The sequence below is a fragment of the Anabaena sp. UHCC 0253 genome (genome assembly GCF_009712085.1).
GTDB lineage: Bacteria > Cyanobacteriota > Cyanobacteriia > Cyanobacteriales > Nostocaceae > Dolichospermum.
Genome location: NZ_VILD01000002.1, coordinates 772812 through 786211 on the forward strand (window position 1 = coordinate 772812; position 13400 = coordinate 786211).

Annotated in this window: 9 protein-coding genes and 1 pseudogene; 8 read left to right on the forward strand and 2 right to left on the reverse strand. The window is 38.2% G+C overall.

The window, feature by feature from the left end:
* Positions 1 to 228: 228 nt before the first annotated feature.
* A complete protein-coding gene (gene glgB, locus FJR38_RS07745) occupies positions 229 to 2520 on the forward strand; it encodes a 1,4-alpha-glucan branching enzyme (protein ID WP_168493147.1) in 2292 nt (763 codons plus the stop codon).
* Positions 2521 to 2675: 155 nt separating this feature from the next.
* Here the strand turns inward: glgB and FJR38_RS28295 are convergent, their stop codons facing one another.
* Positions 2676 to 4022, reverse strand: a complete 1347-nt coding sequence (locus tag FJR38_RS28295; RefSeq protein WP_371418156.1) for a serine/threonine protein kinase — start codon at positions 4020 to 4022, stop codon at positions 2676 to 2678.
* A 79-nt stretch (positions 4023 to 4101) separates the two neighbouring features.
* On the opposite strand from FJR38_RS28295, the gene FJR38_RS07755 reads away from it, so the two are divergent.
* The 3 genes from FJR38_RS07755 (at position 4102) to typA (ending at position 6634) form a co-directional block, all read left to right on the forward strand.
* Positions 4102 to 4299: a ribbon-helix-helix protein, CopG family gene (locus FJR38_RS07755; protein ID WP_168493148.1), complete on the forward strand. Its 198-nt coding sequence runs from the start codon at positions 4102 to 4104 to the stop codon at positions 4297 to 4299.
* Complete coding sequence (locus tag FJR38_RS07760) at positions 4296 to 4682, forward strand: type II toxin-antitoxin system death-on-curing family toxin (protein ID WP_174763514.1); 387 nt, start codon at positions 4296 to 4298, stop codon at positions 4680 to 4682. The genes FJR38_RS07755 and FJR38_RS07760 overlap by 4 nt, the downstream gene beginning before the upstream one ends.
* 161 nt (positions 4683 to 4843) lie before the next feature.
* The gene (gene typA / locus FJR38_RS07765; RefSeq protein ID WP_168536275.1) at positions 4844 to 6634 is read left to right on the forward strand and encodes a translational GTPase TypA; all 1791 of its coding nucleotides are present in this window, start codon (positions 4844 to 4846) and stop codon (positions 6632 to 6634) included.
* Positions 6635 to 6955: 321 nt separating this feature from the next.
* Here the strand turns inward: typA and cofH are convergent, their stop codons facing one another.
* Positions 6956 to 8101 (reverse strand): 7,8-didemethyl-8-hydroxy-5-deazariboflavin synthase subunit CofH, encoded by a 1146-nt coding sequence (gene cofH, locus FJR38_RS07770; protein WP_168536277.1) that lies wholly within the window; start codon positions 8099 to 8101, stop codon positions 6956 to 6958.
* Between the two features lie 24 nt (positions 8102 to 8125).
* Between cofH and FJR38_RS07775 the strand changes: the two genes are divergently transcribed.
* From FJR38_RS07775 to FJR38_RS07790, 4 genes and pseudogenes are all read left to right on the forward strand, one after another.
* Positions 8126 to 9697, forward strand: coding sequence for an LA_3751/LA_3752 family putative glycosyltransferase (locus FJR38_RS07775; protein WP_168536279.1), 1572 nt, complete (start codon positions 8126 to 8128; stop codon positions 9695 to 9697).
* Positions 9698 to 9733: 36 nt separating this feature from the next.
* A complete protein-coding gene (locus FJR38_RS07780; protein WP_168536281.1) occupies positions 9734 to 11425 on the forward strand; it encodes a glycosyltransferase family 39 protein in 1692 nt (563 codons plus the stop codon).
* A 181-nt stretch (positions 11426 to 11606) separates the two neighbouring features.
* A complete protein-coding gene (locus FJR38_RS07785) occupies positions 11607 to 12842 on the forward strand; it encodes a glycosyltransferase (protein ID WP_168536283.1) in 1236 nt (411 codons plus the stop codon).
* Between the two features lie 305 nt (positions 12843 to 13147).
* Positions 13148 to 13400: pseudogene (locus FJR38_RS07790) on the forward strand (IS5/IS1182 family transposase); the annotation flags it as partial.

Here is a 13400-nt window from a genome sequence, read left to right on the forward strand (position 1 = left end):
GTACGATAACGGTGGCGAAAAAAATGCAAATAAATGTAAAGAATATATATAAACCGCGTCTACCTTGAGAACCGTAGTTTTTTGTAATTTAGAGTACATCTGACAACTCAAGCGAGAACAGAACCGAATAATATTCCCTTTGGAAAAACTATAGGTTTTAACTTAGACGGGGTTTAGATTTTAAAAAAGTAGATTTAGTCAATCACCATATTTCACATAGGTAGCTTCATGTCCATAACCACGGTCGCCCCTGAACAGGTTCAAAGTATTGTTGGGAATCAACATCACAATCCGTTTGAAATTCTGGGTTCTCATATCATCGAGCAAAATGGTAAAACTGTTTGGGCTGTGCGAGCATACCTCCCAAATGCGATCGCTGCCTGGGTAGTAGTTCCAGAAGAACGCAAAGAATACCCCATGGACACAGTTCATGATCCTCACTTTTTTGAATGCACCATTGAAACAGCAGAACTGAAAAACTATCAGTTACGCATTAAAGAAGGAGAACATGAGCTAGTCATTTATGATCCTTATGCCTTCCGCTCTGCCCACTTAACAGAATTTGACCTCCATCTATTTAGTGAAGGCAACCACCACCGCATTTATGAGAAACTAGGAGCGCACACCACAGAAGTAGATGGTGTTAAAGGGGTTTATTTTGCCGTTTGGGCCCCCAATGCCCGCAACGTTTCCTTATTGGGAGATTTTAACCTGTGGGATGGACGCAAACACCAAATGCGGAAAGGACATACAGGCATTTGGGAATTGTTTATTCCGGAAATAGGTGTAGGAGAACATTACAAATACGAAATCAAAAATTTTGAAGGACATATTTACGAAAAATCTGATCCCTATGGTTTCCAACAAGAACCACGTCCGAAAACAGCATCTATTGTTACCGACTTAAATTCCTACACCTGGAAAGACGAAAACTGGATGGAAAAGCGGCGACATACGGACCCCTTGACTCAACCCATTTCCGTCTACGAAGTCCATTTAGGCTCTTGGTTACACGCCGCTAGTGCTGAACCTGCCAAATTACCGAATGGAGAAACTGAAGCTGTAGTTGTCGTTTCCGAACTAAAAACCGGCGCACGGTTTCTGACTTATCGAGAATTAGCCGATAAACTCATTCCCTATGTTAAGAGATTAGGATATACCCATCTCGAATTACTACCAATTGCAGAGCATCCCTTTGATGGTTCTTGGGGTTATCAAGTAACTGGTTACTTTGCTCCTACATCCCGCTTTGGTACTCCAGAAGATTTCATGTATTTTGTGGACGAATGTCATAAAAATGGCATTGGTGTAATTGTAGACTGGGTTCCTGGTCACTTCCCCAAAGATGGTCACGGTTTAGCTTTCTTCGATGGTAGTCACTTGTATGAACACGCTGACTCCCGTAAAGGTGAACATAAAGAATGGGGAACTTTAGTATTTAACTACAATCGCCATGAAGTTCGGAATTTCTTGGTGGCTAATGCCCTGTTCTGGTTTGATAAATACCACATTGACGGAATTCGCGTTGATGCTGTCGCTTCTATGCTCTACCTTGACTATTGTCGAGAACCAGGAGAATGGTTGCCTAACGAATACGGTGGGAGAGAAAATTTAGAAGCTGCGGATTTTCTTCGTCAAGTTAATCACCTGCTATTCAGCTATTTTCCCGGTGTGCTTTCTATCGCGGAAGAATCCACCTCTTGGCCAATGGTATCTTGGCCTACTTACACAGGAGGATTGGGTTTTAACTTAAAGTGGAATATGGGCTGGATGCACGATATGCTGGACTACTTCAGCATGGACCCTTGGTTTCGTCAGTTCCATCAAAATAACATCACTTTTAGTATGTGGTATAACCACAGCGAGAATTTCATGTTAGCTCTGTCCCATGATGAAGTGGTGCATGGTAAGAGTAATATGATCGGCAAAATGCCGGGTGATGAATGGCAGAAGTTAGCTAATATCCGTTGTTTGTTTACTTATATGTTCGCTCACCCCGGCAAAAAAACCATGTTTATGAGCATGGAATTTGGACAGTGGAGTGAGTGGAATGTTTGGGCTGATTTGGAATGGCATCTATTACAACATGAACCACACGGAAAGTTAAAAGATTTTTTCCAGTCTCTTAACCATCTTTACCGTTCTGAACCTGCTTTATACACTCAAGATTTTGAGCAAGAAGGGTTTGATTGGATTGACTGTAGCGATAACCGTCATAGTGTCGTTTCTTTTATCCGTCGTGACAAAAATTCTGATAATTTCCTGATTGTTGTTTGTAATTTTACACCCCAACCCCATTCCCACTATCGTATCGGTGTTCCTGAGCAGGGCTTCTATACGGAGTTGTTCAATAGTGATGCCCGTCAATATGGCGGTAGTAATATGGGCAATTTAGGTGGTAAGTGGACTGATGATTGGTCTTTGCACAATCGTCCTTATTCTTTGGATTTATGTTTACCACCTTTGGGAGTATTAATGCTCAAGTTGGATAAACAAAAGTCAGCACAAGTGATGGAATAATACGGTGAGTAACACCTAGACCATAAATGCCCGATTTCTTAGGAACATCGGGTATTTTCGGTTTGGTGTTGAGGTTTAGAAGGATTGAACCACGAAGACACGAAGGACACGAAGGAAGAGAAGAAGAAGAGAGAATTTATTGTTTTCAACTAAAATTAGTATTTTGCATTTCTACAAGCTTTGTCCATCATTTCTTTTGCTAATGGATGATATCCATTATTATTGAAAAATGCTAAAATAGACTCTTTCACTTGATAACTAATTGCTTCATTGGTTGTGACCAATCTAGCAAAGTGTTCACAGTTCCATCCTAATATACCATAGTCCCAATTTTTGAATAATTCATAAGCTATTAAACATCTATCAAGAACTTCTTTTCTGGGTAATAATTTTATATCTCTTGCTCTTTTAGCTTTTCTCGGAATCGGGAAAATAGCAAATCCATTTCCACCAAAGTTAAAGGCGTGAGTATCAGATCTAGTTATGTGATAATGCAGTGTAGGATCTTTGCGATGTTCTCTATGATGTATCAGATATCCTGCATTAGAACTATTATAATTAACATGAATTTGAAATTCACCGACGATATCATCTATTGATTGAGACTGGACTATTTCAAAAGATGACAAATTGATATTTGTAGTTGGAATGCTTGTAATATTCAGAATAGATAACCACTCAATTATTGACTGAGGACGATTTTCCGGCTTGATTTCCATTCCTTTAATTATGGCATGATTCACTCTGTCACTAATCTTTGAATTTATCTCTTTCGCTTCTTCCAATTCTGTACCAATTGCTCTCATTGGTGATATAGTTGGTAATTCTCCAGTTAACAAAGAATACAAAGTTGCAGCTAAAGCATAAACATCTGTAAATGCTCCCCTTTTTGCTCTTTTATCATATTGTTCAATTGGTGCAAAACCATCAGCTAACATTTGCGTATGTGTTTGAATCAAATTATGGGAAAATTCCCTTGCAATCCCAAAATCAATTAATACCGCTGCTGATTTTCCCGAACGTATCATTATATTTTGCGGTTTTACATCTCGATGTAATAAACCATTATTATGAACTACAGTTAACGCTTCTCCTATTTGTTGAATATATTTTAAGGCTATATCTTCAGACAAAACACCATGATTTTCTACTAAAGTTCCTAAATCTTCACCATCAATATATTCCATCACCATACACCAAAGATCATTTTCATTAATGACTTCGTAAATTTGGACAATATGGGGATGAGTGCATTTAGCTAATTTAATCGCTTCGTTAATAAAATCTTGTTGAAATTTAGCAAAATCAGCACGTCGTTGTATTGCATCATTCAACGTTTTGATAACCACGAAATTTCCATTATTATCTCTAGCAAGATATGTGATACCAAAACCACCTTCACCTAATTCTTTTTCTATGGTGTATTTACCATTTTGTAATTGCTGTCCTGATAACCAAGCCATAACCTGTAAATTTATAGATTTATAAGTTAATTTTGGCACAATTTCAGTTGTAAGTGCTAATTACAGATTGTTCTCTGTTTAAAATAGTAGAAAACACTAACTTCTATCAAAAACTCCTATGGCTGCAATCACTATCAATATTCCAGAGGAACAATTACAACAATTGCAAGTAATGGCACAAGCAAACGGTATCTCTCCTGAAGAATTATTACGTGCTACTATAGAAGACTGGCTCAATTATCCAAAAACTGATTTTGAGCAAGCTGCAAATTATGTACTCAAGAAAAATTCTGAATTGTACCGTCGTCTCGCATGATACGTTACCTCACATTACTTGAAGTCCTGTATCTGCACCGTCAAGTAATCAACCAGTCTGGTGGAGCTTTGGGTATCCGCGATTTAGGTTTATTAGAATCTGCTGTAGCTCAACCCAAAATGACTTTTGGGGGACAAGATTTATATCCTACAGTTATTGATAAGGCTTCTGCGTTGGGTTTCTCTCTCATCAAGAATCATGCCTTAGTTGACGGTAACAAGCGCACTGCTCATGCAGCCATGGAAACTTTTCTGGTTTTGAACGGGTTAGAAATCGTTGCTACGCTTGATGAGCAAGAACAAATGGTACTGATGTTAGCAGATAGCCAGTTAGGGCGTGAAGATTGGACTGGTTGGTTGCAGGAAAAAGTTAGACCAATCTAAACCGTACTTTTGATATTTATTATCAAAATAACAATATTTGTGACAATTGAGGTAGAATTATTAAAGGTTCGTTACAGAATGGAAAAATCATCCCCAACTCTGTTAAAAGAGCCAAAAATTAGCTACTAATCTAAAAACACTAAAGTTTACCGAAACCCTCTATGACGCTCCCAATTCGTAACGTCGCCATCATCGCTCACGTTGACCATGGTAAGACCACCTTGGTTGATGCTCTCCTCAAACAGTCCGGCATTTTCCGTGAAGGTGAAGACGTTCCGGATTGTGTCATGGACTCCAACGATTTGGAGAGAGAAAGAGGAATTACGATTCTTTCTAAAAATACAGCAGTTCATTACAAAGAAACGCTGATCAATATTGTTGATACTCCTGGACACGCTGACTTCGGCGGAGAAGTAGAACGGGTACTCGGCATGGTAGACGGTTGTTTGCTGATTGTTGATGCCAATGAAGGACCAATGCCCCAAACCCGCTTTGTACTTAAAAAGGCTTTGGAAAAAGGTCTACGTCCTATCGTTGTTATTAACAAGATTGATCGTGGACAAGCTGACCCCCACATTGCTGTTGATAAGGTGTTGGATCTGTTCTTAGAATTAGGCGCAGATGAAGACCAATGCGACTTTAAGTATCTGTTTGCTTCCGGTATGGCTGGTTTCGCTAAAGAAACTTTGGAAGAAGAAGGGGTAGATATGCAGCCCCTATTTGATGCGATTCTTCGCCATGTCCCTGCACCCGTGGGAGATCCTAACAAACCGCTGCAATTGCAAGTTACCACCCTAGATTATTCTGAATATTTAGGACGGATTATCATTGGTAAAATTCACAATGGAACTATCCGCGCCGGACAACAAGCCGCTCTAGTAGTAGAAGATGGTAGCATTGTCAAGGGCAAAATTACCAAGTTGATGGGTTTTGATGGTTTGAAGCGGATAGAAATGCAAGAAGCTACCGCAGGTTATATTGTGGCTGTGGCTGGTTTTGCTGATGCTTACATTGGCGAAACTATTACAGATCCTAATGAACCACTGGCTCTACCATTAATTAAGGTGGATGAACCAACTTTACAAATGACTTTCTGGGTGAATGATTCGCCTTTTGCTGGTCAAGAAGGTAAATTGGTAACATCTCGCCAAATCCGCGATCGCTTGTACCGCGAATTAGAAACAAACGTAGCATTGCGCGTTGAAGATACCGACTCTCCCGATAAATTCCTGGTTTCTGGTCGTGGTGAATTACACTTAGGCATATTAATCGAAACCATGCGCCGTGAAGGTTTTGAGTTCCAAGTATCTCAACCTCAAGTAATTTACCGCACAGTTAACGGTCAACCTTGCGAACCTTATGAACTCCTAGCTTTAGACGTTCCCGCTGATGCAGTTGGTAGCTGTATTGAACGGTTGGGACAACGGAAAGCGGAAATGCAAGATATGCAGCCTGGTGGCGGCGATCGCACCCAACTAGAGTTTATCGTCGCAGCCCGTGGTTTAATCGGCTTCCGGGGTGAATTCATGCGAATGACTCGTGGTGAAGGCATCATGAACCACAGTTTCCTTGATTATCGTCCCCTTTGCGGTGATATTGAAGCCCGCAACAAAGGCGTTCTCATCTCCTTTGAAGAAGGTGTTTCTACTGCCTACGCGATGAAAAACTGTGAAGATAGAGGCGCATTCTTTATCAGTGAAGGAACTAAGGTTTACAAGGGTATGATTATTGGTGAACATAATCGTCCCCAAGATTTGGAATTGAACGTTTGTAAAACTAAGCAGTTAACTAACCATAGATCCTCTGGTGGTGAAGAACTTACTCAGTTACAAACACCCATAGACATGAATTTGGAACGGGCTTTGGAATACATTGCTCAAGATGAATTGGTGGAAGTTACACCTGAATCTATTCGTCTTCGCAAGATGTCCAAGAAATTAGCTAAACGCTAATCTGTATGGGTGGGGGAAACCCCATCCTTTTTTATTTGTGATTCATAATTAGGGCTTATATCAATTTTAGGAAAATTTGTTTTTTTGCAATAAGCAGCCTCTATTCTCGATATTATTGATAATATTCTCAAGTATTTGACGAAGTTTGGTTTTTTCAGCGATTGATATTGACATGAGATTTTTTTTCTGGTATTTTTAGTTAAAATTACAAGGCGTTGCTATAGGGTTTAAGATTATTTTTTCTCACGCAGAGACGCAGAGACGCGGAGAGAAACAAGAGAGATTTATACTTCTCCGAGATGTTGAATGTGTAGAATAACTTCATTCACCATTACCGATTTCTCGATACAAGGTATCCCTTTGTTTGTAAGGTCTTTTCAGGGAAGCGATCGCACTTTGTAAAGTTTCCACTTCCATGCAAGTCCCACCTACAGCCCCGGCCATTGTGGTAATGTGTTCTTCCATTAATGTACCACCTATATCATTACAACCCCATTTTAAGGCTTCTGTCGCACCATCTAGCCCTAATTTAACCCAACTTGGTTGATGATTGGGTATGTAATTTCCTAAATAAATTCTGGCTACGGCTGTTAATAACAGGGCATCAGCTAGTACAGGTTGATCTCGTCCTACCCGTCGTCGTAAGGATTTAGGTGCTTCTTGTCCGACAAATGGTAAAACAATAAATTCGGTAATTCTCGCCGGGTATCCTGTTTCTATCGCCGTTTGTTGGAGCGATCGCAATTTTTCTAAATGGCCAATTTGTTGTTCTGGGGTTTCAATATGCCCCGATAACATGGTGCTAGTAGTGGGGACACCTAATTTATGGGCTGTACTGACAATTTCTAGCCAAGTGGCTGTATCAATCTTTTCTGGACATAATACCCGTCGTACCTCATCATCTAACACTTCGGCGGCTGTTCCCGGCATTGAACCGACACCAGCATCTCGCAAAGCGATAATGACATCAGTGTAGGAAATTTCATCTAATCTGGCGATAAATTGGATTTCTTGGGGAGAAAAAGCGTGTAAATGTAGATGAGGAAATTCGCTTTTGATGGTTTCTACTAACTTGAGATAGTAAGGTAATGACTTACCATTGATTTGTGCTTGGGGGTGTAATCCCCCTTGCATACAGATTTCCGTTGCGCCTCGATGCACTGCATCTGTAGATTTTTCCAAAATTTGCGCCCAATTTAACCAATAAGCATCAGCATCACCATCATCCCGGCGGAATGCACAAAAACTACAATGCTGTTCACAAATGTTGGTAAAATTAATATTGCGATTAATTACGTAAGTAACCGTATTACCAGCTTGTTTTTGCCGGAGTTTATCTGCTGTAGATTGAATTTGAGCGATCGCTTCTGGGTCACTCTGTTTTAATAATACTACTGCTTCCGATTGTGATATATTAAACCCTAGCAAGGAATGATCCAGAATACTATCCAAAGTTATATTAGTCACAGGTCATTAAAATTTTATTAACGTATGAATAAATTAAAAGCCACAGCGCCCTTGTTGATAATTCTATCAGGTGTGATTTTTTCTTTATACCTGGTATGGCAAGTACCAGATGATATTTATTTTAGTGGTGATGGTGGACTCAAAGCATTGTTAGCTAAACAACTTAGTTCTGGTAATCTACGCTTTGATTTAGACTTACAAGTACCCCAATGGGTGCATAATCTATGGAATGATGGGTTATATCCTTTTGAAGCCCCATTTAGCTATAAAATTAATAACCTTTATTATATCACATTTCCTTTTACATTTCCCCTAGTTACTGCCCCATTTCATGCCATTTTTGGTTATAGAGGATTTTACATAATTCCCTTAGTTTCCACATGGATCATCTGGGTTAATTTTTATCGTCTCTGTCAATCTTTTAAATTTAATCAGCTAATTATATCCATTGGTTTAATTACCCTAATTTTTGCATCTCCCCTAACTATGTATAGTTCCATGTATTGGGAACATACACTTGCAGTATCTCTGGCATTTACTGGCTTAGTTATTATTTTTGCCAACAGAGAAAAAGAATTTACCAACAAAGAAGCTATCCTCAGTGGTATATTCATTGGTTTATCAGTTTGGTTTAGACCAGAATTTTTAGCCTTAGTAGTTATTTTAGTGGTATTAGTAGTTGCTTCCTATTTAACAAAGCTCAATTTTATCACTATTATCCAATATAAAGAAATAATATTTCTTGTTAGTTTAATATCTACTATTTTGTGCTTTTTTGCCATGAACGCAATGATTTATGGTCATCCTTTAGGCGCTCACGCTTTCCAAGTTGTCGAAAATTTTTCTCTACAAAAAAGAATATTGAAATCAATCAAGTTTTTTAATATTCTCAAAAACGAACTCCTAAAATATTTCCCTATTACATACTTTGCTGGGGTAGTTTTCATCATTTCCTTATTCAGACGCGATTTCAAATTAAAACCTGCGGTTAATCAAATATTATTAATATCAGGTTTATTTCTGTTGATAGTTCCTATTCTGATTCCTAGTGATGGCGGTAAACAATGGGGTCCAAGATTTTTATTAATCCTTGTACCACTAATAAATTTTATAGTAATTTCTGGTTTAGATAAAACTTGGAAAATCAAAGATTTGGGAATAAAATATATTAGTTTAGGAATTTTATTTGTCCCATTAATATTGGGATTTAATCTCAATACAATTACAGCAGCTTCTCCTGGAAAATTTAGAAAAGACAATATTGAAGTTCTTAATTTTTTGCAAAAAGATAGTAATAAAATCGTAGCTGTAGCCAACCAGTATGTTGGACAAAGTTTTGAAACTGCTTTTAAACAAAAAATATTTTTTCTCACTAAAACACCTGATGATATACGTAAATTAGGTTTGGCATTACATGAACAAGGTTATAAAAAATTTATCTATATATGTCCTGGTTATGATCAATGCTTTTCCTCTCCCCAAATACCGGAGAAATTAGAATTGGCTGCAAATCAGAACAATCTAACTATTCAGATCAAAAAAATTCAAGAAAATCAAAGATACAGAATAGAAGAAGCTACGATTACTGCACAATAAAGTCAATAAAATCAAATTCAGAAAAATATAAAAATAATGAAGACAAATTTACCAAATAATAACCTGAAACAGTTTTTATCCATAGAGACATTAGCCCTAATAGCGATCGCTTTAGGCGTAATTCTACGAATCATTAATCTAGGAAGTAGAGAATTTTGGTATGACGAAGTTTTATCATTACTTCTATCTACCAGTAAAAACAGTCTCTACAAAACCCCAGGGGATTTACCAGTAGTTTTATCACAATACACATCCTTATTAAATTTACCCAATGAAGGAAGTATCCGCGACTTCTTATTAACTATCGTAGATTTAATTAAAAGTTTGTTACGGGGAGAACCTCATCCTCCCATATTCTTTTTGAGTCAACATTTTTGGTTACGTCTTTTTGGTAATAGTGAAGCCGGAATGCGGAGTTTAAACACATTATTTAGCATTGGGGCAATAGCAGGATCTTATGGTTTAGGAAAATTCGTTTTAGGACATCGGGGTGGACTATTATTTACAGCTTTGTTGGCGCTTAATCCATTTTATTTATTTCATTCTCTCAATGTCAGAATGTATGCACCTCTAGTATTATGGGTAATTCTGAGTACATGGGCATTACTCCATCTGATTGCACAACAAAATTCTGACATTAGCCCCAGTCGTCGCAGTCAGTTGTTATGGAACGGACTCCTGATTATTTCTATTGCTGCTGGTTTAATGACTTTTTATTTATATGCCTATTGGATAATAGTTTTAGGAGTATTGGTACTTTATTTAGATAGACGACATTGGTTTCAACATGGTTTACGCTTAGGTGCTGGAGTCTTAATCACCACGCCTTGGATACTATGGGGGACAATCAAACAACTTCGTAATGCTGACTTAGATCGTTTTGGTAAAGCCCAATCTACATCACCTCCCTTGTTAAGACATTTACAGGATTTGGCTAACACTTTAGGTACTGATATACTGATAGGAGACTGGGCAACTAGTTTAGATCCTATTGTCATTACTTTAGCTGGTTGTTTAGTAATATTGGCATTTGTTAGTTTTAGTATCCATCTGTGGAAACAAGATGAAAAAAGGAATTTAGGTATAGTTTTAATATTGGGTATTGTGCCGATATTACTGGCTTTATGCGTAGACATAGCTAGTAAAAAGTTTACCTTGGGTTTTGGTTTTGGAAGAACAATGATCATTATTCTCCCTGGCTGTTTATTATTAATAGCTTTGTGGGTAGAAAAGGCAATTGCTAAACAATGGCGTACCCTGATAGCGTCTGGTTTATTGCTGATATATCTAACTATTAGTATCGGCGATTTGAGTTTGCGAAATCGCACAGTTTTTCGTTCAATTGCCGAATTAGTTGCAAAAGACGTAAATCAACCCACTTTAATTGCTATGAACTCTAAAGCTTGGGGTCATGTCAATCGTCTTGCTTATTACATACCCACAGACTCTTCTGTGATGCTTCTATCTCAAACTCCAGCCAAACTAGCTACTTCTTTAGAACAAGTTCTCAAAGAAAAACCAGAAAAATATTTTCGGGTTCTTTGGTTAGATAGTGAATATCCTCTCTGGTCTAAACTGAAAACACAAGCAGAAGTTGAAATTGAACAACAAAAAATTCAACAAATTTTATCGTCCCAATTTCAGTTAAAAGCAACTCAAAATTTGGCAGGGACGATGAATCTTGACAAATTTACCGCCAAACTTTATACACACTCACCTGGAACTTAACACAGATTACAGATTAATCAGGCACAAAATCTAAGATTCAAGCCATATACCCAGAAACATTCAATCCTGTTTTCTGCTGTAAAATTTACCAATTGTTCGTATTATACCAAGAGTATTGTACCCTATTGATAGTTAACCTTTATACAGACGATTTGGCAAGTTAAAATTTACTACTTATTTTATGAATACAAACTCATCTAATTCCCTGTTAGTAGTCCCTACTGGTGCATTAAAAATTTCTGAATTTAAGCCAGAGGATATGAATGGAGATCATCATATTCTTCTATCTTTAGTTATTCCTACTTATAAAGAGCGTGACAATATCGAAAATGTCGTTAATATCTTAAGTGGGTTACTAGATGCGGCTATTCCTGGTAATTATGAACTAATTGTAGTGGATGATGATAGCCCAGACCGGACATGGGAAGTAGCACAATCTCTGATTCCAGATTATCCCCAGTTACGGGTAATGCGTCGTCAAGATGAACGGGGATTGTCTTCGGCTGTGATTCGTGGTTGGCAAGCGGCTACAGGCAGTATTTTAGGTGTGATTGATGGAGACCTACAGCATCCCCCAGAGGTGTTGACACAACTATTAGAGAAGATAGAACAAGGCGCAGATTTAGCTTTAGCCAGTCGTCACGTAGACGGTGGTGGTGTGAGTAGTTGGAGTATAATTAGGCGCTTTTTATCACGGGGGGCGCAGATTTTGGGCTTAGTAATTTTACCTGGAGTATTAGGTAGAGTTTCTGACCCAATGAGTGGTTATTTCATGGTAAAACGGAGTGCGATCGCTGGGGCAACACTTAATCCAGTTGGGTATAAAATTCTCTTGGAAGTTATTGGCCGGGGACGAGTAGGAGAAATTGCTGAAGCTGGTTATGTATTCCGGGAACGCACAGAAGGCGAAAGCAAGGTAACATGGAAGCAATATTTAGAATACATCCATCACCTAGTCCGGTTACGGGTATCTACGGGACGCATAGGAAAAATTCGCAGAAAAGTTAACTTTCCCATTGGCAGATTTCTTCGTTTCGGGGCGGTGGGATTTAGTGGGGTATTTGTTGATTTAACAATATTTCACGTCATGCGGACTGTGATTAATTTGGGCTTAACTCGTAGTACAATTGTGTCTGCTGAAATCGCAATTCTCAATAATTTCCTTTGGAATGATTTGTGGACTTTTGGTGATATTTCCCGCAAACAGATAGGAAATCGTCAGCGGTTCAAAAGATTTTTGAAGTTCAATATGGTTTGTTTAGCTGGGATAGTCATTCAAACTTTAGTAGTTAATTTCCTTTTTAATAGCTTGGGTATGAATCAATATTTAGCTAAGTTAATAGCGATCGCAGTTGCCACAATTTGGAATTTCTGGGTTAACTTAAAACTAAGCTGGCGAGTAACTGAAGTGAAATAATTGGCAAAAACCAGAAGTCAGGAGTCACCGAGGAAGAATTAGAAAAACAGAAGAATAGTTTTGAATCTGGTCAAGTGATAGGTTTTTGCTAGTTTCAACGCTTATTCCTTGCACCTGATTCACCTTTTCAACCTTCAAACTCTTGATATATCTAAGTTTTAGCTTGATTCAGCCAGCCCTACTTAGGGCTTGCTGAATAAACATAAAACCGGGACAAATAGATGACTTGATGGGGATAGAAAGTGAAAAAGGTGCAAGAAAAAGAGTTAAAATGAGTAAAATCCCTTGCATTAAGGCGCATTAAGATGTATAGAAAAGCGCAAGAACAGGAAACAGCACCGGAAAAGTTTCAACTACCCTTCGAGGAGAAATTGGCATTAGACAACCGATGGGTAATTATGGCAAAAATGATCCCTTGGTCGGAATTTGATGGCGAATACGCAGCAATATTTTCAGAAAAAATAGGCGCACCAGCCAAAACATTTAGGATGGCACTGGGGGCATTAATAATCAAAGAAAAGTTAGGAATAAGTGATAGAGAAACAGTAGAACAGATCA